We start from the raw sequence: 20,399 nt of genomic DNA, 5'->3' as shown, positions 1-20,399 counted from the left end.
GATCCGCCTGGATCTGGCGAGCCACGAACCGGAGGAACCCGCCCCAATGAGCGATCAGCCCGCATCCAGCACTCCCGCGACGAGCGAAGAGGACGTCTTCGAACAGAAGCGCGTGCGCATGGAGAAGCGCGAGAAGCTTAACGCCGGGGGAGACCTCGGCGGAGGCGCGTACCCCGTCGCGGTGCCCGTCACCACCACTATTCCCGCGGTGCGCGCCGAGTGGGGCCACCTCGAAGAGACCCCCGACACCGCTTCGGGTGCGACCGTCGGCATCGCCGGCCGCATTGTGTTTCAGCGCAACACGGGCAAGCTGTGCTTCGCGTCACTGCAGGCGGGCGATGGCACGCGCATTCAGGCGATGGTGAGCCTCGCCGAGGTGGGCGAAGAAGCGCTCGCCAAGTTTAAGGAGCTCGTCGACCTGGGTGACCACGTCTTCGTGGCCGGTGAAGTGATTTCGAGCCGCCGCGGCGAGCTGTCGATCATGGTGACCGAGTGGCAGATGGCGTCGAAGGCGCTCGCGCCGCTGCCCAATATGTACTCAGAGCTGAACGAAGAGATGCGCGTGCGCCATCGCTACCTCGACCTGATCCAGCGTGAGCAGGCGCGCATCAACGTGGTGACGCGTGCGCGCACGATGGCGAGCCTGCGCAAGACGTTTGCTGAGCGCGACTACCTCGAGGTCGAAACGCCGATGCTGCAGACTATGCACGGTGGAGCCTCGGCGCGCCCGTTCATCACGCACTCGAACGCTTTCGACACCGAGCTGTTCTTGCGCATCGCACCCGAGCTCTACCTCAAGCGCGCCGTCGTTGGCGGGCTCGAGCGCGTGTTTGAAATCAACCGCAACTTTCGCAATGAGGGCGCAGACTCGACTCACAGCCCCGAGTTCGCGATGCTCGAGGCGTACGAAACGTACACCGACTACAACGGCATCGCAGACCTGACGCAGGAGCTGATTCAGAACGCGGCGCTCGCGGCGAACGTGGGAAGCGAGCGTGAGGGTACGCACGTCGTGAAGTGGGCCGACGGCACGCTCTTCGACCTGGGCGGTAACTGGGCTCGGATCTCGATGTACGGCACGCTGTCTGAAGCCTGCGGCCGTGAGGTCACCCCCGAGACTTCGGTCGAGGACCTGCTCGCGATCGCCGACGCCGAGGGTGTTGAGGTGCACCTGCCCAACCACGGCAAGCTGGTCGAAGAGCTGTGGGAGCACTTCGTGAAGGACGGGCTCACCGCGCCGACCTTCGTCATGGATTTTCCGGTCGAGACGAGCCCGCTGACTCGTCACCACCGCTCGATCGCGGGTGTCGTTGAGAAGTGGGACCTCTACATTCGCGGCTTCGAGCTGGCGACGGGCTACTCCGAGCTCGTCGATCCCGTCGTGCAACGTGAGCGGTTCACGCAGCAGGCAGCTGAGGGTGCACGCGGTGACGACGAGGCGATGGGCGTTGACGAGGACTTCCTACGTGCGCTCGAGCACGCCATGCCGCCCGCGGGCGGCATGGGCATGGGCATGGATCGCCTGCTGATGGCGCTCACGGGCCTGGGAATTCGCGAGACGATCTTGTTTCCGCTCGTAAAGTAGGTTCCCGCGGGGTGTGCCCCGGGTAAAACTTTATCGCCGCGGGCCGTCAGTTGACGGCCCGCGGCGAATTCTATTTGTAGCCCGCTACTTGCGGTTCCAGGCAAGGGCAGCGAGAGCGAGCGCCGCCACCATGAGTCCGAAGTCGCGCAGCGCTACATCGAGGTAGCCGCCTACGCTCACGAGGCTGATGATGATGCCGGCCAGCCAGACCGCCACGAGCAGACCGCCAAACCTGGGCAGAAACGCCACCACCAGGCCGGCCACAATCTCGATTGCGCCGATGATCAGCATTGCCGTGTGCGCATCGCCGGGAATGATGTTGTCCATCCATGGAGCCAGGTAGCGCTCCCAGTCATCGGTGAGCACGCGCACAAACTTGTCGAGGCCAAAGAGGATTGGCGCGACGGTGAACACCGTACGCAGCATGAAGAATGCGAGCCGGTTGCCGTCAGCGAGTAGCGACGCTTGGGCGCCTCGCTGTGCTTCTGCGCGCGTCTTGGCCTGTGCGTTGGAGTGGTGAGTCATGATGAGTCCTTTGCCAAATTTGTTAAAGATGTTTTTACTTACGATAGATCCAGTTTTGCTCTAGTGTCAACTTTCTTATCCGATAGAATGGTTGGTATTGGGTCTACCATGTAGGCGAGAGGAGCAATGATGTTCTCACTGGGGTTTCTGATCATGTCGCTGGTGCTATTGCTCGTGCGGGCTATGCTCGCCGTGGCGTTTGCGCGCGAGGCGCTCTTGAAGTTGAAGGACGTGCCCAAGTTTGCGAAGAACGACGGGCTGCCCGTGCCTCTCGCGTGGGTAGTTGTGGTGGCCGAGTCGGCCGCGGCGCTCTCGTTCGCAACTGGTGTGCTCGCAGCGTGGGCCGCGCTGGGGGTCATGCTGCTGATGCTCGGCACCACGGCACTGCACGTGTTTAAGTGGCGCAGCAAGTATTGGGCGCAGCAGGGTGGCCCCGAGTATGACCTGTTGCTGCTCACGCTTGCGGCGGTGATTGCAGCGTTTGGGCCGGGTTTAATGGCGGTGCCGCTACCCTTCTGACCTGGGCCAACGGAGGCGCACTCGTTCAGGAAGTGCCGGGCTGGCGCGGGTACAGTGGCAGGTATGGATAACTGGTGGATGAACGCTGTCTGGTCGCTTACCCCGACCGTGCTAATCGGGCTTTTCTTCTGGCTCGTGCTGCGGCTCATCATTCGTGCCGACCGCACAGAGCGACGCGTGTACCAGCAGATCGAAGACGAAGAGCGGGCCAAGGCCGGGCTGCCGCTGCGTAACGAGAAATAGTGCGTTGCCGGTAATCGACTAGAACTTTCCCATCTGGCACTAAGGTGAATACGACGGTGTGTTTACTTAGTGCTAAGGGGAATGGTCGATGAGTTTCAACTGGTCTGAGCTGAACTGGCCGGTTGCGTGGACCTTTACGGTTCTTGTCGTCGACAACCTGATTCGTATCACGGCGCTCTTTATTGTGCCGCGCAACCGGCGCCCGACTTCGGGTATGGCATGGCTGATGGCTATCTTTTTCATGCCAGTGCCCGGCTTACTGCTGTTTTTGATCATCGGCAGCAAGCGGTTGCCCAAGAAGCGTGAGCAAAAACAAGAGGCGATTAATCACTTCGTGAAGCAGATTGCAGACCGCGAGGAGCAGGGTCTCGTGTGGTCGGGGGAGCCGCTGCAACCCGGTCTCGAGAGCGTTGAACGGCTGGGGCGCTCCCTCGGCGCGCAGCCGATGCTGCAGGGCAATAGTGCCTCGATCTGCATTGACTACGAAGAAAGTCTCGCCCGCATGGCTGCCGCGATTCGCGAAGCGCAGGCCTACGTGCACGTCGAGTTCTATATTTTCGTGCTCGACGACACGACCGCCGACGTGTTCGCGGCGCTACGCGAAGTGGCCGCGCGCGGTGTCAAGGTGCGTGTGCTCGCCGATCATATCTCGGCCGTGCGCAACCCCGGTATGAAGCGCACGGCTAAAGCACTCGACGACATGGGCGCCGATTGGGCGTACATGCTGCCCGTGCGCCCGTGGCGCGGTGAGTACCAGCGCCCGGACCTGCGCAACCACCGCAAGCTCATCGTGGTCGATGGCAAGGTGGGCTTTATGGGATCGCAAAACCTCGTCGATTCGAGTTACAACAAACCGGCGAACCGGCGTCGCGGCCTGCACTGGAAAGACCTGATGGTGCGTGTGGAAGGCCCGATCGTGTTGGGCCTTGAAGCGGTCTTTCAGGGGGACTGGTACCTCGAGACCGACGAGTACCTGACTCACCTTACCGATAACCCGCTCGAACTCGAAACTCCTGGCAACCTCGAGTGCCAGATCGTGCCGAGCGGCCCGGGCTACGCTGGTGAAAACAACCTGCAGGTGTTTGTCGCCCTCATGTACACGGCTCAGAACCGCATTAGTATCACGAGCCCATACTTTGTGCCCGACGGGTCGATCATGAACGCGGTGCGTGCGGCGACCGCCCGCGGTGTTGACGTCGAACTGTTCGTGTCAGAAACCGGCGACCAGGCTGTGGTGTACCACGCGCAGCGGTCGTATTATGAAGAGCTGCTGCGGGCGGGGGTGCGCATCTGGATGTTCAGGCCGCCGTACATTCTGCACTCGAAGCACTTCACCGTCGACGACGCTGTGGCCGTCGTCGGCTCCTCCAATATGGATCAGCGCTCATTTGGGCTGAACATGGAGATCTCGATGGTGGTGCACGGCGAGAGCTTTGTGCGCGACCTCGACGAGGTCAACGACTACTACCGCGCGAACGCCCGCGAGCTCACCCTCGAAGAGTGGTCGAAGCAGCCGCTGCGCTGGCAACTGATGGACGGGCTGGCGCGGCTCACCTCAGCGCTGCAGTAATTGCAGTAGACGCCGTAGCTGCAGCAGACGCCGCACAAGCGGCGGCTTGTTCGAATCGTTCAACGCTCAACCCGGCCGGGCCGCGCGAGAGGAGCCACACCTCGCCGTTCAAAATTCGGGGCACCTCGGCACCCGACACTGCCATTAGGCCTACGCGCAGCATTGCGCCGTGGGCGACGACAATCGATCCGGGAGCCTCGGAGAGCACGCGCTCGAAGGCGGCGGCAGCGCGCGCCGCCACCGCATCAAGTGGCTCGGCGCCTGTAATGTCGACGAGCCCGGGCCAGCGCTCCTTGGCCTCGTCGACGCCTACCCCCTCGGCAGCGCCAAAATCTCGCTCCCAGAATCCGTGATCTCGCTGCGGCGCAGCAAGGCTTAGGCCGTTCGCGAGAATCTCGGCGGTCTCAAAGGCGCGCGCAAGCGGCGAGGATCGTACGCCGGCCCATGTGCCTGCAGCGGCGAGCGATGCGGCCGTGACACGGGCCTGCGCGCGGCCCGTGTCGTTGAGCGCAATATCGGTGCGGCCCTGAATGCGGCGCTCAAGGTTCCAGTCGGTCTCGCCGTGGCGCACGAGCGCGATCGAGTCTTGAATGAGCAGGTTCATGAGAAGTAAGCGTAGTGAATGATTATGGTTGGCGGCGTAGAGCGCTATAAACATTGCCTATGCGCATTTCTGGTGCATAGGCAATGAGTGTCATTCTGAGCGTTGCCACGGGTGTCGCTCTGGAGTGTTGCCACCGGGTGTCGCTCTTGAGTGTTGCTACCGGGTGTCGCTCTTGAGTGTTGCTACCGGGTGTCCCTTTTGGCCATTATTAAAGGAACTGCTCTGCTGAGGGCACAGCTGTCCCCTCGAGCTCAGTTTTGCCGTCTGACGCGGGTCAGATTCGGTGATGCAGGGGTGCGCGCTGCGCGCGGCAGGGATTGCCACTTGTCGGGTGGCACGGGTGCCGGTGGTCTGCTCTTGCCCGGCAGAAACGCTACTGAGGGTGTGACTGAAGGGGCGGTCGAGGGCGTGTCTGTGTCTGTGTCTGTGTCTGTGTCTGTGTCTGTGTCTGTGCTTGTGTCTGTGTCCGTGTTTGTCTTTGTCGGCACGATTGTGAGCTGTGCCCAAGCAAGTTGCCGGGCCGCTCTGGGTGCTAGGTCGGTAACGTCGCCGTCTCTTGAGTGGAGCTTGAACGGGCCCTTGCCGTCGCGAGTGATGCGCCACCCTCCGGCGTGGAGTTGCATGTGGTGAAAACGGCAGAGCAAGGCGCCACGGTCAATATCGGTGCGGCCGCCATCACGGTCCCATTCGTCGATGTGGTGTGCCTCGCAGTATGAGGCGGGCCGGTCGCAGCCGGTCCAGATGCAGCCGCCGTCACGTAGCGACAGGGCGATGCGCTGCTCTGAAGAGTATGACCGTTTGGTGCGGCCCAGGTTTAGGGGGTTGCCCGCGCGGTCGACAGTCACCGGCACGACGCCAGTGTTGCACACCATGCGGTTCGCGACATCGACGGGCACGGCGGCGTTCTCGTCTTCAAAGAACGCCCGGCCAGGCCAGGTTGCCCCGGTCTCGGGGTCTGGCGCGTCGACGACGTGTACGACCCGCACGCCAGCTTGTCTCACCCCGAAGACCTGCTCGACGGTGGCGAGGGTGCCCGCGTGCATGACGTCGATTAAGAGATCGTGGGTGAGTTGGTTGTTGCTGCGGGGGTCGTCACGCAGTTCTCGTGCGGTTTCTTTGTCTTCATCGCTGACAAAGCGGGGCCCGCCTCGCCGGGGTCGCATTGCGCCGTTAATCATGGAGCGTACCCACGCGGCTGATTCGTCATCGAAGGTGAACGACCCGTGGTGCACCCCGTGCGCGTCGACCCACATGCGAAACGAGCGGCCCTCGTAGCGGGTCATGAACCGCTGCTGGGCCCCGTCGGGGTCGAGCAGGTCGCGCACGGTGCGGGCGGCCCCGGCAAGCTCTTCAACGGTGCGGCGGGTGGCTTCAAGGCTGAGTTGCTCGGCCGCGAGCCGCCATGCTTCGACCGCGGCATGGTTGGTGGCTTGTGTGATTGCTGCTTCTGCTTCTGCTTCTGCTTCTGCCTCTGCCTCTGCCTCTGCCGCTGCTTCTGCCTCTGCGGCCGCGTCTAAGCCGGCGTCTTCAGGGCCGGTGTTTTCAACAGCAATGCTGGGCGAGCCTTCGTGCTCGCCGGTGCTGACCGGTGGTTCGCCGAGCCCCCTGCGGATCGCATCATGCTGCTCAGTCGTGAGCGTACCCTCTAGAAGAGCGGCGCGAAGGGGTGCGTGCCAGGGGAGAGGCGGTGCGGTGATAACTCCTGAAGCGTCAGCGCCCGCACCCGCGCCCGAACCCGCGCCCGCACCAGCGTCAGAACCAGCGTCAACGCCCGGCTCGGATTGATCGAGGCCGGCATCCACCGGCCCATCTGCAAACAGTGACTCACCGACGCGCACCTCGCGTGCGGCCTGAGCGCGCGAGGCCCCGGTGATCTGTTGCACCAGGGACACGGGGCTGCGGTGACCGCGTGACTGCGCGAGCCCCGAGTGGCCAGCCTCGCGCGTGGAGCGCTGCGCGACGACACCCGACGCGGCGACGCGCACCCGGTCTGCCGTCTGCGCGAGCCTGGCTGCCGCGTCGAGCACCGCCATCACGTCTGTGTCAGAGAGGGCAGCGATGGTGTCGGGCAGCACCGCGGTCTCGGGCACCTCACCAAGCAGCCGGCGTAGCTCCGCCTGCTGCTGTGCGAGTGAGGTGAAAAGTTCCATGTCTCTATAGTCCACGCAGCCACCGACATTGGCGCAAGGAAAACCCCTGGTCAGGTTTAAGTAGCACAACATGAGTGTCACGAAACGGTAACAAAAGGTTCTGGTTATGGGGTTGTATAGGTGGTCAACGATGTCGCCTACTGCTTGATCACGAGCAGCTCGCCCACCTCGCATCCGAGCACCTCGCAGATCGCGGTGAGCGTTGAAAACCTGATCGCTTTCGCGCGATCGTTCTTCAGTACCGAGAGGTTCACAATGCTCACCCCCACGCGCTCACTGAGCTCAGTGAGAGTCATCTGTCGCTCGGCGAGCAGCTCATCCAAGCGGCACCGGATCGCGTGCCCCTCCTCGGGGGGCACTAGACGAGCCCCTCAGCGTCGTGCTGCACGCGGATCGCGCGGCGCAGGGCGACATCAATGAGACCGAAGGAACAAGCGGTGAAGAGCACAATCCAATACCAGGCCCACCACTCGGCTCCGCCCGACACCCGCGACTGCACCGCCAGCGCTCCTTCAATTCCGTTGGCCGCGAGGTTCCAGCAGGCCCAAGCAGCGAGGCCTCCCGCAAAGATGGCCCACGTGATCGCGCGCAATGCATGGCTCGTCGATAGTGTGAAGAACCTGCCCTGCTGAAACAGCCAGGCGATGCGCACCACTGACGCGACGGTTACGAGGCCAGCGAGAGCGAGCAGCACGATGCTGGCACCTAGGCAGAACGTCGAGACGGTGTTGAGGTTTGGCACGACGACCTGCAGCTGCGTGACCGTACCTGTGACGTCGGCGACAGGCGCTGTTGCTGCAGCGTCTGCGGTGGCGTCGAGTAGCCCCGCTGCCGCACCCGGCTGCGGTTCAACGGGCAGGTTCCACACGACACCGTTTGGCGTGAATACCGTACGAAATTGCATCACCGCGAGGGTGATGATCGCGGCACTCGCGGCGACACCGAGCGCCAAGATCGCGACGGCGTCGGCCCGAACTTTACGGGCGCTCGGTTCCTTGGGCAAGGGGATGTTCATACGAGTCCTTCCGTGTCGCGTTGCATGCGCTCACCGACGGCAAACGCGGTGACGACGATGCTGATAGCAAACCCTGCGACGAGAAACGGGGTGGGTGAGACCACAAAGAGTGCGACCTCGGTATTCTCGCCCGTGAGGGCAAAGAGCGCATCGTTCGCGGCGATGCTACCGAACACGGGAGCCAAGGCGAATCCCACGAGTCCGGTCAACCCCGCGGCCACGACGCTGCGAGTTTGCGTGCGTCCAAACACCTGCCCGCGCAAGATTTTGAACGCGAGAATCGTGAGGCACCCGATGACCGTCGCTACGGTGAGCAGTGTGATGAGCGGTTCGAGTACTGCTGGGCCGATGGCGGCGGGTGACAGTGAAGGCACCGTGATGAATGCGGCATCGAACTGTGCCTCTACATGGCTGCCCGCTTCGCCCATCGAGACGCTTGCGGGGGTGCTCATGAACTGGGCCAGCAGCGTGATGGGGCCGCCCGCCAAGATCTCCCAGATGCGGCGAATCGATGCGACGGCGGTGAGGGCCAAGATCAACGCGCCCAGCGCGATGAAGATGACGATCCCTGCGCGGTCTGCCCGTCGCGGGCGTTGTTCGTTGGCATCCATGGTGGGCTTCCTCCCAGGGGAGCTGTCACTGCCGCGACAGCTCCTTATCGATTATCGTTATTATCGGTAATCGATAACTTACGGCGTTGTGGGGTGCGCTGTCAACCCGTCGTTACGCCCAGCACGAACACGCCCCCGTAGGGGAGCTGCACCCCGTAGCCTGGACTCATCGGTTGGCGCCGCACCGACGACGCGACCCCAGCCCGAGGAGGAGACAGATGTTCGAGAGATTCACCGATCGCGCTCGCCGCGTGGTTGTGCTCGCCCAAGAAGAGGCGAAGATGCTCAACCACAACTACATCGGCACGGAGCACATTCTGCTCGGCCTCATCCATGAGGGTGAGGGCGTCGCTGCAAAGGCGCTCGAGCAGCTCGATATTTCGCTGGATGCCGTGCGCGCGCAGGTAACCGACATTATCGGCACGGGCCAGCAGCCCCCCGCGGGCCACATCCCGTTCACGCCCCGCGCCAAGAAGGTGCTCGAGCTGAGCCTGCGCGAGGCGCTGCAGCTCGGCCACAACTACATTGGCACCGAGCATATTTTGCTCGGCCTGATTCGCGAGGGCGAAGGCGTTGCCGCCCAGGTGCTCGTGAAGCTCGGCGCAGACCTGAACCGCGTGCGCCAGACGGTCATCCAGCTGCTGTCGGGCTACCAGGCCGGCAAGGAAAGCGCGACCGTTGGGGCTCCCGAACAGCAAGGCGAGTCAAAGGGCTCGCAGGTGCTCGATAACTTCGGCACGAACCTCACGCAGGCTGCCCGTGACGGCAAGCTTGACCCGGTCATCGGCCGCGAGAAAGAGGTCGAGCGGGTTATGCAGATCCTCTCGCGCCGCTCGAAGAACAACCCCGTGCTGATCGGCGAGCCCGGCGTCGGTAAGACCGCCGTGGTCGAGGGTCTCGCCCAGGCGATCGTGCGCGGCGAAGTGCCCGAGACGCTCAAGGACAAGCAGGTCTACATGCTTGACCTCGGCTCGATGATCGCCGGTAGCCGCTACCGCGGTGACTTTGAGGAACGACTCAAGAAGGTCACCAAGGAGATTCGCAACCGCGGCGACATCATCATCTTCATCGATGAGATCCACACGCTCGTGGGTGCCGGTGCGGCCGAGGGTGCAATCGACGCCGCCAACATTCTGAAGCCCATGCTGGCGCGTGGCGAGCTGCAGACCATCGGCGCGACCACGCTCGACGAGTACCGCAAGCACTTCGAGAAGGACGCCGCGCTCGAGCGCCGCTTCCAGCCGATCCAGGTCGCAGAGCCGTCCATTCCGCACTCGATCAACATTCTGAAGGGTCTGCGCGACCGCTACGAGGCGCACCACAAGGTGTCGATCACCGACGGCGCGATTGTCGCCGCGGTGAACCTGGCCGCGCGTTACGTGCAAGACCGCTTCTTGCCCGACAAGGCGATCGACCTGATCGACGAGGCCGGCGCACGCTTGCGCCTGTCAATCTTGTCGAGCCCGCCCGAGCTTCGCGAATTCGACGAGAAGATCGCGGTTGTGCGCGCTGACAAAGAGAAGGCAATCGAAGATCAAGACTTCGAGCTCGCCGCGGGTAAGCGCGACGAAGAAAAGCAGCTGATCGCCGAGCGCCTGCGGCTCGAGAAGCAGTGGCGCTCGGGCGACGTTGTCACCAAGGCGGAGGTCGACGAGGGGCTGATCGCCGAGGTGCTCGCACAGGCCACCGGCATCCCCGTCTTCAAGCTCACCGAAGAAGAGACGAGCCGCCTCCGGTTTATGGAGGAGGCGCTGCACCAGCGCGTCATCGGTCAGAACGAGGCCATCTCGGCCCTCGCCAAGACGATCCGGCGCCAGCGTGCAGGGCTCAAGGACCCCAAGCGTCCCTCGGGCTCATTCATTTTCGCTGGCCCCACCGGCGTCGGCAAGACCGAGCTTGCGAAGGCACTGGCCGAGTTCTTGTTCGACGACGAGGACGCGCTGATCTCGCTCGACATGTCGGAGTACGGCGAGAAGCACACCGTTTCGCGCCTCTTCGGTGCTCCTCCCGGGTTCGTCGGCTTCGAAGAGGGCGGCCAGCTCACCGAGCGCGTGCGCCGCAAGCCCTTCTCTGTCGTGCTTTTTGACGAGATCGAGAAGGCGCACCCCGACATCTTCAACTCGCTGCTGCAGGTGCTCGAAGAGGGGCGTCTCACCGACGGCCAGGGTCGCGTCGTCGACTTCAAGAACACCGTCATCATCATGACCACGAACCTCGGTTCGTCGGCCATCGCCGGTGGCCCGGTGGGCTTCCAGATCGAGGGTGACCTGTCGATCGGCTACGAGTCAATGAAGGGCAAGGTCAACGAAGAGCTGAAGAAGCACTTCAAGCCCGAGTTCTTGAACCGTGTCGACGACACGATCGTGTTCCCGCAGCTGTCCAGGGACGAGATCCTGCAGATCGTCGACCTGTTCGTCAAGCAGCTCAAGGACCGCCTGCTCGACCGCGATATGCGCATCGAGGTCACGCAGGTCGCCCGCGAGCGTCTGTCTGAGCTGGGCTACGATCCGGCGCTGGGGGCGAGGCCGCTGCGCCGCGCGATCCAGCGTGAGATCGAAGACATGCTGTCAGAGAAGATCCTGGGCGCCGAGCTCCTGGCGGGCGACCTCGTGAAGGTCGACTTCGTAGACGGCAAGTTTACCTTCACGACCGATCGTGACCAAGAGAAGGCGCACGGCGAGACGTCGGCGACGTCGGCCGCGAGCATTGCTTCGTCGGCGGGCACGCCCGGCACTGTCGAGCAGTAACGTACGCGCCAACGCCGAAGGCCCCGCAGCATACCGCTGCGGGGCCTTCGGCGTTTGGTGCGGCGCGAGCCGCCGGCACCGCTCCACTAGACTCGAAACCATGATTGATGCTGGCGAAGTCTTCATCCGCACCGCGCGCACGGCCGACGTGCCGCGCATGGTTGAACTGATGGAGCCGCTCGTCAACCGACGAATCTTGTTGGGCAAAGACCTCGTTGAGCTCTACGGCGCGGTGCCCGAGTTTCTGGTGGCCTGCGCGCCCGGCGGCGATGTGATCGGTTACGGTGCCGTGCATGTGATGTGGGATCAGCTGGGCGAGGTGCGCACGCTGGGCGTATCGCAGGACTGGCTCGGTCGCGGAATCGGCCACAAACTCCTCACCGCCCTCGAGTCGCGCGCACGTGATCTGGGCCTAACCCAGCTGTTCTGCCTCACGTTTGAGACCAACTTCTTTACGAGCCACGGGTTCGAAGACGTCGGCGAAAACGGCGAGCTGGTCGAGGCTGAGGTCTATGCCGAGCTGCTGCGCTCAACCGATGAGGGCGTGGCAGAGTTTCTCGACCTCGCGCGCGTCAAGCCAAACACGCTAGGCAACACACGCATGCTCAAGCGCCTCGAACCCTAACGCAAAGGAAGTGCGCACCATGTCGACCTTTCGTGACCCCGTAGGCCCGAAACCCGCGGGCGTATATGTGCGCCGCCGGCTCATCGTGCTCGCGGGGCTCATCGCGTTCATCGCGGTGGTCATCTTGCTAGTGCTGCGGCCCGGTTCGAGCGGCCGCGAGCAGGGCGCGGCCGATGTTGAACTGCCGACCGATCTTGCTGCGCAGACCGCGCCGGCGCCCGACCCCAAAGAGGGCGATATTCCCGCGTGCCAGGCCGGTCAACTACAGGTCACACCGGGCACCGATCAGACGGACTATGCTGCGGGTGAGTTGCCCCAGCTCTTCATGAGCATCGTCAACGCGGGCGGCGAGGCGTGCAGCGCCGATCTGGGCACCGGCGGCATGGAGTTCACCATCTCGAGCGGCAGTGACGAAGTCTGGCGCTCGATCGACTGCCAGGACGACGCGGCCTCGCTGCCTGTGATTCTCGATCCGGATCAGGCCGTGCAGACCGAGCCGCTGAAGTGGGATCGCACCAGGTCGAGCGCCGAGACGTGCGGTATTACACGCGATGCGGTGGGCGGTGACGGGGCGTCGTACCACCTGCGCGTGTCCGTAGCGGGCGTCGAGGGGACAGGTACGGCACAGTTCTTGCTGTACTAGGCGGTGCGCCGCGGCGGTCGTGGCACCGCAGTCACCCCTGGAGTTCTTCGAGTTTGAGCGCGAACCACAACTCGGCGCGATCGTCGGCGTCTGCAAGCGATCGGCCCGTGATTCGTTCGATGCGGGTGAGCCTGTCACGCAGCGTGTTGCGGTGAATGCCGAGAGCTGTGGCGGCGGGCCCACGCCCGCCATCGTGCTCAAACACGGCGGTGAGCGTGGCGCGCAGTTGTGCCCGTTCTGCGGCGCTCAACTCGGTCTCGGGGTTACTGCCGTCGGGCGCGGCAACGCTGGCCCCGCTCACGACGTCTGCAGGCGTAACCGGTTCGTTCGATAGCGGCCCGAGTACCTGGCGCCCGAGCGCTCGTGCTGCCCCCGCCTGGGTGAGGCCCACGAGTGCTTCGAAGAGCGGCGCATCGCGATCAGCCCACACCACCACGGGGACCCTGGGCGCCCGGTACAGCGGCGCGGTGGGCGAGAGCGCGCGCAGCCGACCCTGCGCTGAGCGCCTGCTTACCGGGGCATCAGTGGCGGGCACCGAACGGCCGACTGCGGCATCGAGCCCGTGGCTGGCGGCCGCCGCGAGCGCGGCTGCGACCGCGTCTTCGGTGTCGCTGCACACCTGCCAGGCAAGGCCTATCCCGGGAGCGGGCGCGGGGCCACGATCCGGCGCGACGAGCCGATCGAGGCCGCTTCTGGGCCGCTTGCGCCACGCCGCGACGTCTTCGGCCCCGCCCTGCACCGCGATGACCCGCAAGCGGGCGGGGGCCGCAGGCTGGCGTGTAGAAGTGGAAGCCAGAATCTCGATCGCTTCTGGGCCGTGGCGGCCCTCGAGCAGCCCGAGCGCGAGGCGCTCCCAGCGCTCACGCTCGCGCAGCTCATCTGCGCGGCCACCATGCAGGCCCAGACCGAGCACCATTGACCCCGCGGCAATGATGGCGTTGCCCTCGGGGGAGAGCGGCGCATTACCAGCGACGCCGAGTCGCAGGGTGGCATCTCGGTCGAGGTCGATGTAATCGATCTTGCCGTGCTGCGCGGCGAATCCTGCGGTGCTCGCGACGAGCGTGCCATCAGTGGTGACGAGCGCCAGATGTCTGCCCGTGGCCTGGGCCATGACCGCGAGCACCTCGGCCGGATCCTGGTCCCCTCGGGCGCCGTCGAGCAAGCGCTGCTGCACCTGCAGCGCGCCGCGTGCAGCCCGCAGCTCGTCGGCGCGCAACAGGCCTGCGGCAGCCTTGCTGATCGCAACAAATGGGGTGGGCAGCGGAATTTCGAACAGGGCGACCCGGTACTGGGTGGCAGCCTGAATGAGCTCGCGGGGTACGCGATCGTGATTGACGCCGATGCCAAAACCGATTGCCGCGATGCGTGCGCGGTTCAGGCTCGCTACAAAATCGCGCCACCTCGGGTCGCCCGCGGTGAACGCGAGCCCGGTCGTGAGCAGCACCTCGCCGCCCTCGAGATACTTGCCCAGATCGAGCAACTCGGTTGTTGAGACCCAACTGATCTCGGGATCCCCCGGGCCGGCCTTGATGAGGCGCAGCCCCAGATCGGGCAGGTCGAGCAGCTGCGAAAGAAGAGCCATAGTGTCATTCTTGCACGACGGCGATATCGAGTGTTGTGCAAACCTGCTCTGTGGCGCAGCTGGGCGTGTGCCTAGACTGGTGGGCGGAACAGCAGCGGGCAGCGAAAGGTTTTGTGGCGATGGTGAACACGGCGGCAGGCAATCGGGGCAGCGCGGGCGACCGGGGCGAGGCAGGCGGTGCGCTCGCCGGTATTCGGGTGGCTGACTTCTCTCGTGTCCTCGCAGGCCCGCACGCCACGATGATTCTGGCAGACCTCGGGGCCGACGTTATCAAGATCGAAAGCCCCGAAGGAGACGGCACGCGCCAGTGGAGCCCGCCGACGAACGCTATTGGTCAGAGCACCTACTTCGCGGGTGTGAATCGCGGTAAGCGCTCGGTTGTGTGCGACCTGCGCACTGAGGCAGGCGTCGCACGAGCCAAGGAGCTCGCGGTCACCGCCGACGTCGTTATTGAGAACTTCAAGCCCGGCAGCATGGATCGGTTTGGGCTCGGATACGCAAGCATCGCGGCCGAGAACCCCGGTGTTGTGTTCTGTTCGATCTCGGGTTTTGGTGACGAAGCGGGCAAAGACCTGCCCGGTTATGACCTGCTAGTGCAGGCCGTGGGCGGGCTGATGAGTATTACCGGCCAGGCCAACTCAGACGGTGGTGAGCCCACCAAAGTGGGCGTAGCGCTCGTCGATATTCTCACCGGGCTCAACTCGGTGATTGGCATCCAGGCTGCGCTGCGCGCGCGAGACACCGAGGGTTCCGCATCGTACGGGGTGGGTCAGCACGTCAAGGTCACCCTGCTGGGGTCGCTGCTGTCGGCGCTCGCCAACCAGGCCTCCTCGACCCTCGAAACGGGTGTCTCACCCGCTCGCATGGGCAACGCCCACCCCTCGATTTCACCGTACGAAACCTTCCACGCCGCCGACCAAGCGCTCGCCCTCGCGGTGGGCACCGACGGGCAGTTCACACGGCTGTGTGAGGTGATCGCGGCGCCCGAGCTCGCGGCTGATGCACAGTTTGCGAACAACCCCGCGCGCGTCGCGCATCGCGCTGCCCTGCGCGAAGCCCTCGAGGCACGGCTCGCGACCAAGCCCGCGCAAGAGTGGATCGACGCGTTCACCGCCGCCAACATTCCGGCAGGCCGTGTCAACACGATTGGCCAGGCCTTCGAACTGGCCGAATCGCTCGGCCTCGGCACGATCGCCCACACCGAGGCCACCGCGCCCGACGGCTCGGCCCAAACGCTCAGCTCGGTCGCGCTGCCCATCTCGCTGTCGGGCACCCCCGCCCGGTACCAGGCGCCACCACCCAACGTGGGTGAGCACCAAGACGCGACCTGGCGCTCAAACATTTAAACATTTCGTCCCGCTACTAAAGTAAGGAACACCCATGACCACCATTGATCAGCTCTTCAACGTCGCAGACTATGTCACCGAGGAGGAGCGCGAGTGGCAGTTGAAGGCGCGCGAGTTCGCCCAGGCCCGCATCAAGCCGATCATCGATGATGCGTTTGAAGCGCGCCGCCTGCCCGTCGAGCTGCTGCCCGAGGTGGGCGAGTTTGGTGCGTACGGCATGTACATGGACGGGTACGGGCTCAAGGGTGCGTCGTCGGTGGCCTACGGTCTCGTGGCGATGGAGTTCGAAGCCGTCGACTCGGGGTTTCGCACCGCGCTATCGGTGCAGGGCTCGCTCGCGATGGGCGCGATCTACAAGTTTGGTTCTGAGGAACAGAAGCAGCGTTGGCTGCCCGCGATGGGCCGCGGCGAAGCGATCGGCTTCTTCGGTCTCACCGAGCCCCAGGGCGGCTCTGACCCCAACACTATGATCACGACCGCGCGCCGCGATGGCGACTCGTGGGTGCTCAATGGCAAGAAGCGCTGGATCGGGCTCGCGACGATCGCGCAGGTCGGTGTGATCTGGGCGAAGGACGAAGAAGGCATCGTGCGTGGCTTCGTTGTGCCGACCGACACCCCCGGCTTCGAGGCGCGCGCCATCGAGAACAAGCTATCGATGCGCGCGTCCCTGCAGTGCGAGATCGAGCTCACTGAGATGCGCCTGCCGCTCGACGCAATTCTGCCCGGATCAAAGGGGCTCTCGTCACCGTTCAAGTGCCTCAACGAGGCCCGCTACGGCATCGCGTGGGGCGTCATGGGGGCCGCGCGTTCATGCCTCGAGGCTGCCGTCGAGCGGTCGCAGACTCGCCAGGTGTTTGGCTCACCGATCGGCGGCAAGCAGTTGATTCAGGGGCAGCTCGCCGACATGTTCCTCGAATACCAGAAGGGGCTGCTGCTCGCGCTGCACCTCGGCCGGCTAAAGGATGCGGGCACCCTGCCGCACGCGCAGATATCGGTGGGCAAGCTCAACAACGTGCGCGAGGCCATCAAGATCGCGGGCACCTGCCGAGCGATCCTCGGCGGAGATGGCATCACCAGCGACTTTCCGGTGATGCGCCACATGGCGAACCTCGAGTCGGTGCGCACCTATGAGGGCACCGACGAGGTGCACCAGCTCGTCATTGGCCGCGAGCTTACGGGGATTGCCGCGTTCTAGTCGGGAGCACGGAACTTGGCACGCCGGGGGCTTTCTCCTGGATGCAAAATATGCGCGACTACTTCCGTCTAAGACTCAGTCTTAAGCGGAGTTCGTCGCGCATATTTTGTTCGTGTCGCACGCTGGCATGACCGAGAGGGAGAAGGCCGCCGCGTTTTCCTTTGATATGGTTCTATTAGAACTAATTGAGGGGGTGCACGGTGCTGATCCGGATCGACGAGGCGAGCGAGCGGCCCATCTACGCGCAGATCGCCGACTCCGTGCGTGGTGACATGCTGGCCGGGCGCATTGCGCCGGGGGCGGTGCTGCCCCCCGCGCGCGAGGTGGCGACCGGGCTGGGCGCGAATGTGCACACGGTGCTGCGCGCATACCAACTGTTGCGTGATGAGGGCCTCGTCGACCTGAAGCGGCGCCGGGGCGCCGTCGTCACCGAGACAGCCGCCCACATCATGTCGCTCAGCGGCGAGATCGACGCGCTCGTCGCCCGGGCCAGCGCTCTCGGGGTGACCGCCGAGGCACTCGCGGCGATGGTGGCGGTGCGGGCGTCGAACACCCGGCCCGAGCTTTAAGCACCCGCCACAGGCATCCACGGAGGACCAACGCATGCACGACGACCGCAACGAGCACGACGACCCCAACGCGCACGACGCGCACGACGCGCACGACGCGCACGGCGCGCACGACGCGCACGGCGACGCTGACACTGCTCAAGACCCATACGTGGGTGCCACCGCACCAGAGCTCGTGGGGTTGACCGCTGAGCAGTTACGGGACCTGGCGCGCGCTCAGCGGGCAGCCGTGTGGGCGGGCCTCGTGGCGCCACTCGCACTGGTGCCCGCGTACGCCGCCGTGCTCATCACCTGGCTGCCGCGGCTGCCCGCCCCGATCGCCACGCACTGGTCGGGGGGCGGGCATCCCGATGGCTTTAGCGGCCACACCGAGTTCATCCTCTTCACGGTGGGCATGAGCACGGGCATGGCGCTGCTCATGGGGTGCATCGCGAGGTTTGGCCCGGGCAAGGGCGAGATCGCAGTGTGGTCGGGCATGAACCGGTTTATGGCCGCCTTCTCGCTCACCATGAGCAGCAGCATGGGGCTCATGGGCGTGCTCATCGCGTGGCGTCAGCTTGGGCTCAGCGATGCGCAAGACGCCGGCGGAGTCGGCGGTATCGTCGCAGCGGCCTTTGGCGTGGGGATCGTGCTCGGCGCGGTGGCGTTCGTGCTGCAGCCGGGGGTGCACATTGCAGGGGCTGCAAAGCGTGCCGCACAGCCCTTGCCGCTCGCACCTACCGAGCGCGCCGTGTGGGTGGCACAGGCGCGCCCGTCAAAAATGTTTGTGACCGTGATCGGGGTCACCGTACTGGTGATGCTTGTGAGCACCGCGGCCTCCGCCGCGAGCGCGCTTGCAAACGCCGGGGAGTCAGGCGCAAGCGTCGCGTTCTGGAGTATGGCGGGCACCACTGTGTTGATCATTGCGCTCTTCGCGATGACATCCTCGTTTCGCGTGCGAATCGACGAGCACGGCCTCGTCGCAAGGTCAGCGATCGGTTGGCCCGTGTTTCGGGTGCCCGCTGCAGATATAGATAGCGCGGTCGCCACGCACATTTCACCCATGGCCGAGTTTGGTGGTTGGGGGTTGCGCTGGGCACCGGGCAGATTTGGCATCGTGATGCGTGCGGGGGAGGGGATCGTGATCACCCGCAAAGACGGCCGCGTTTTTGCCGTCACCATTGATGACGCCGCCACCGGCGCTGGGCTACTCGAAGCGGTGGCCCAGCGATGACCAATCCAGTGATGACCAAGCCAGCGCCGCACGGCGCCGCCCGAGTCACACCCTCACGCGTGCCCTGGGGTGCTGTCGCGCTGTTCACCGTGCTCGCTTACGGTCTCGCGTGGCTCGTCGCCGTGCCGCTGTGGCGCAGCGACCTCGAATCACTGAGCGGTCAACTGCTTGTCGTCCTGCTTGCGCCGGTGATGATGCTGACCCCGGCTATAGCAGCCCTTGTCGTGGTGTTTCTCGCCCGCACGCCGCGGCGTGACCGGGCCCGGCTGCTCGGGCTGTGGCCGCTGCGGCCCGCGAAGCGTACCGTCTGGATCACGGTGGCTGCGCTGTTTGGCACGCTCGCGCTGGGTTTCGCAAGCGTCGCGATCGCCGCGCTTGCGGGTTGGGTCACGCTCGATCTCGCCGAATTTTCGGGCTTCGCGGCGCTCAATGAGGCGGCGCTCAGCTCAGCCAATCTGCCAGGCGGAGCCGATGCTGCAAGGCTGCCTGACCCGGCCGTGCTCATTGCGGTGCAGCTCGCGCTGCTGCCGATCGCAGCGATCCTGCCGAACTCCCTCTTCGCGCTCGGCGAAGAACTTGGGTGGCGCGGTTGGCTGCTGCCGATGCTGCGGCCGCTCGGCACCTGGCCTGCGCTCGCCCTGAGCGGTGCCATCTGGGGCGTGTGGCATGCACCGCTCACACTGCTCGGCCACAACTACGGCCTGCTCGACTGGCGCGGCGTCGGCTTGATGACCATCAACTGCGTGATCTGGGGTGCGCTGCTGGGCTGGCTCAGACTGCGCACCGCATCGGTGTGGCCCGCGACCGTCGCGCACGGGGCGCTCAACGCGGTCGCGGGCGTCACGCTACTGTTCACCGCGGCGGGCACCGAGGTTCGACCCGAGCTCGCGAGCATCGTGGGCGTGGCCGGCTGGATCGCCGTCACGATCGTGCTTGCGGTGCTGTTCGTGACGGGCCAGTTTAGGCGCCAGCCGGATCTCGGGCCTACGCGCCCGCGCAGTACCTAGTCTTCCTCGCCAAACCACCAGGTGGGAATGAGAGCGGTGAGGGACTTCAGCAGAACCTCACGGTCGCATTTGCCCTCGCGCACCCACATGTGGAGCGCGCCCACGAGTCCCGCACCGCAGTAGCATGCGATGACCTCGGGGTCGAATTCGGGGGATGCACTGTTCTTTGGAACGTAGTCTGCGAGGTGTAGGCGAATGGTGTCGCTGAAGTGCGCTGAGAGAACCGAGGGCACCGCACCGTCGTCGGGATCAGCGAAGCTCAGCTCATACAGCTTGCGGTGCTCGTCAATATGGTCCAGTACAAAATTGACGCCAGAAATCAGGTCAAATCGAACATCGCTTGTTGGCTCTTCGAAGCGCGCGAGGAACGCCTCACGCGAACGGTCAAGCTCGCTGGTGAGGGCTTCGCGCAGCGCTTCTGCGGGGCTGGCATAGTGTTTGTAGAACGTCACACGGTTGATCTCTGCTGCGGCAGCAAGTTCAGACACCGTAATTTCGGTGACGGGTTTCTGCGAGGCCAGGTCGAGGATCGCGGCACGCAGCGATGCGCGGGTGCGAACAATTCTTGCGTCGGTCATGCCACCACAATAGCCGTGAAGAGCAGCTTCGCAAGGCTACAAGTGTACGAAGCCAGGTGAAAAGCCAGGTTA

20 protein-coding genes are annotated in these 20,399 nt (G+C 64.6%); 12 read left to right on the top strand and 8 right to left on the bottom strand.

Annotated elements, in window-relative coordinates:
* Nucleotides 1–46: 46 nt before the first annotated feature.
* On the top strand, nucleotides 47–1,585 hold the full coding sequence (lysS, locus tag ACXR2T_RS03680) for a lysine--tRNA ligase (protein ID WP_458813748.1): 1,539 nt from the start codon (nucleotides 47–49) through the stop codon (nucleotides 1,583–1,585).
* Nucleotides 1,586–1,669: 84 nt separating this feature from the next.
* Here lysS and ACXR2T_RS03675 read toward each other — a convergent pair whose 3' ends face one another.
* Entirely contained in the window at nucleotides 1,670–2,110 is a 441-nt protein-coding gene (locus tag ACXR2T_RS03675; protein WP_458813742.1) for a hypothetical protein, read from the bottom strand.
* 126 nt (nucleotides 2,111–2,236) lie between these two features.
* On the opposite strand from ACXR2T_RS03675, the gene ACXR2T_RS03670 reads away from it, so the two are divergent.
* The 3 genes from ACXR2T_RS03670 (at nucleotide 2,237) to cls (ending at nucleotide 4,442) form a co-directional block, all read left to right on the top strand.
* Nucleotides 2,237–2,629, top strand: coding sequence for a DoxX family membrane protein (locus ACXR2T_RS03670; protein WP_458813740.1), 393 nt, complete (start codon nucleotides 2,237–2,239; stop codon nucleotides 2,627–2,629).
* Nucleotides 2,630–2,692: 63 nt separating this feature from the next.
* The gene (locus ACXR2T_RS03665; RefSeq protein ID WP_458813738.1) at nucleotides 2,693–2,872 is read left to right on the top strand and encodes a hypothetical protein; all 180 of its coding nucleotides are present in this window, start codon (nucleotides 2,693–2,695) and stop codon (nucleotides 2,870–2,872) included.
* 88 nt (nucleotides 2,873–2,960) lie between these two features.
* The gene (cls, locus tag ACXR2T_RS03660) at nucleotides 2,961–4,442 is read left to right on the top strand and encodes a cardiolipin synthase (protein ID WP_458813736.1); all 1,482 of its coding nucleotides are present in this window, start codon (nucleotides 2,961–2,963) and stop codon (nucleotides 4,440–4,442) included.
* Here the strand turns inward: cls and ACXR2T_RS03655 are convergent.
* The 5 genes from ACXR2T_RS03655 to ACXR2T_RS03635 form a co-directional block, all read right to left on the bottom strand.
* Nucleotides 4,423–5,046: a histidine phosphatase family protein gene (locus ACXR2T_RS03655; RefSeq protein ID WP_458813734.1), complete on the bottom strand. Its 624-nt coding sequence runs from the start codon at nucleotides 5,044–5,046 to the stop codon at nucleotides 4,423–4,425. The genes cls and ACXR2T_RS03655 overlap by 20 nt on opposite strands.
* Nucleotides 5,047–5,297: 251 nt before the next feature.
* On the bottom strand, nucleotides 5,298–7,196 hold the full coding sequence (locus ACXR2T_RS03650) for an HNH endonuclease signature motif containing protein (protein WP_458837933.1): 1,899 nt from the start codon (nucleotides 7,194–7,196) through the stop codon (nucleotides 5,298–5,300).
* Nucleotides 7,197–7,333: 137 nt separating this feature from the next.
* A complete protein-coding gene (locus ACXR2T_RS03645; protein ID WP_458813730.1) occupies nucleotides 7,334–7,555 on the bottom strand; it encodes a helix-turn-helix domain-containing protein in 222 nt (73 codons plus the stop codon).
* Nucleotides 7,555–8,211, bottom strand: a complete 657-nt coding sequence (locus ACXR2T_RS03640) for a hypothetical protein (RefSeq protein WP_458813728.1) — start codon at nucleotides 8,209–8,211, stop codon at nucleotides 7,555–7,557. The genes ACXR2T_RS03645 and ACXR2T_RS03640 overlap by 1 nt, the downstream gene beginning before the upstream one ends.
* On the bottom strand, nucleotides 8,208–8,822 hold the full coding sequence (locus ACXR2T_RS03635) for a hypothetical protein (protein WP_458837932.1): 615 nt from the start codon (nucleotides 8,820–8,822) through the stop codon (nucleotides 8,208–8,210). Before ACXR2T_RS03635 ends, ACXR2T_RS03640 begins: the two co-directional genes overlap by 4 nt.
* 218 nt (nucleotides 8,823–9,040) lie before the next feature.
* On the opposite strand from ACXR2T_RS03635, the gene ACXR2T_RS03630 reads away from it, so the two are divergent.
* The 3 genes from ACXR2T_RS03630 (at nucleotide 9,041) to ACXR2T_RS03620 (ending at nucleotide 12,837) form a co-directional block, all read left to right on the top strand.
* Entirely contained in the window at nucleotides 9,041–11,569 is a 2,529-nt protein-coding gene (locus ACXR2T_RS03630) for an ATP-dependent Clp protease ATP-binding subunit (RefSeq protein WP_458813724.1), read from the top strand.
* A 100-nt stretch (nucleotides 11,570–11,669) separates the two neighbouring features.
* Nucleotides 11,670–12,194, top strand: coding sequence for an amino-acid N-acetyltransferase (locus ACXR2T_RS03625; protein WP_458813722.1), 525 nt, complete (start codon nucleotides 11,670–11,672; stop codon nucleotides 12,192–12,194).
* Nucleotides 12,195–12,213: 19 nt separating this feature from the next.
* Nucleotides 12,214–12,837: a hypothetical protein gene (locus ACXR2T_RS03620; protein WP_458813720.1), complete on the top strand. Its 624-nt coding sequence runs from the start codon at nucleotides 12,214–12,216 to the stop codon at nucleotides 12,835–12,837.
* Nucleotides 12,838–12,868: 31 nt separating this feature from the next.
* Here ACXR2T_RS03620 and ACXR2T_RS03615 read toward each other — a convergent pair whose 3' ends face one another.
* Nucleotides 12,869–14,419: a PucR family transcriptional regulator gene (locus ACXR2T_RS03615; protein ID WP_458813718.1), complete on the bottom strand. Its 1,551-nt coding sequence runs from the start codon at nucleotides 14,417–14,419 to the stop codon at nucleotides 12,869–12,871.
* A 119-nt stretch (nucleotides 14,420–14,538) separates the two neighbouring features.
* Here ACXR2T_RS03615 and ACXR2T_RS03610 point away from each other — a divergent pair, with 119 nt between their 5' ends.
* From ACXR2T_RS03610 to ACXR2T_RS03590, 5 genes are all read left to right on the top strand, one after another.
* Complete coding sequence (locus ACXR2T_RS03610) at nucleotides 14,539–15,765, top strand: CaiB/BaiF CoA transferase family protein (protein ID WP_458813716.1); 1,227 nt, start codon at nucleotides 14,539–14,541, stop codon at nucleotides 15,763–15,765.
* Nucleotides 15,766–15,799: 34 nt separating this feature from the next.
* The gene (locus ACXR2T_RS03605) at nucleotides 15,800–16,960 is read left to right on the top strand and encodes an acyl-CoA dehydrogenase family protein (RefSeq protein WP_458813714.1); all 1,161 of its coding nucleotides are present in this window, start codon (nucleotides 15,800–15,802) and stop codon (nucleotides 16,958–16,960) included.
* 200 nt (nucleotides 16,961–17,160) lie between these two features.
* Complete coding sequence (locus tag ACXR2T_RS03600) at nucleotides 17,161–17,529, top strand: GntR family transcriptional regulator (RefSeq protein WP_458813712.1); 369 nt, start codon at nucleotides 17,161–17,163, stop codon at nucleotides 17,527–17,529.
* 34 nt (nucleotides 17,530–17,563) lie between these two features.
* The gene (locus ACXR2T_RS03595; protein ID WP_458813710.1) at nucleotides 17,564–18,742 is read left to right on the top strand and encodes a DUF1648 domain-containing protein; all 1,179 of its coding nucleotides are present in this window, start codon (nucleotides 17,564–17,566) and stop codon (nucleotides 18,740–18,742) included.
* Nucleotides 18,743–18,753: 11 nt separating this feature from the next.
* A complete protein-coding gene (locus tag ACXR2T_RS03590; protein WP_458813708.1) occupies nucleotides 18,754–19,749 on the top strand; it encodes a CPBP family intramembrane glutamic endopeptidase in 996 nt (331 codons plus the stop codon).
* Here the strand turns inward: ACXR2T_RS03590 and ACXR2T_RS03585 are convergent.
* Nucleotides 19,746–20,327, bottom strand: a complete 582-nt coding sequence (locus ACXR2T_RS03585; RefSeq protein ID WP_458813706.1) for a TetR/AcrR family transcriptional regulator — start codon at nucleotides 20,325–20,327, stop codon at nucleotides 19,746–19,748. The two genes, ACXR2T_RS03590 and ACXR2T_RS03585, sit on opposite strands and share 4 nt — an antisense overlap.
* Nucleotides 20,328–20,399 lie beyond the last annotated feature (72 nt).

It is taken from the genome of Leucobacter faecis (genome assembly GCF_054456635.2).
Note: the sequence above shows the minus strand (reverse complement) of the source record. Positions and strands in the feature narration are given on the sequence as shown.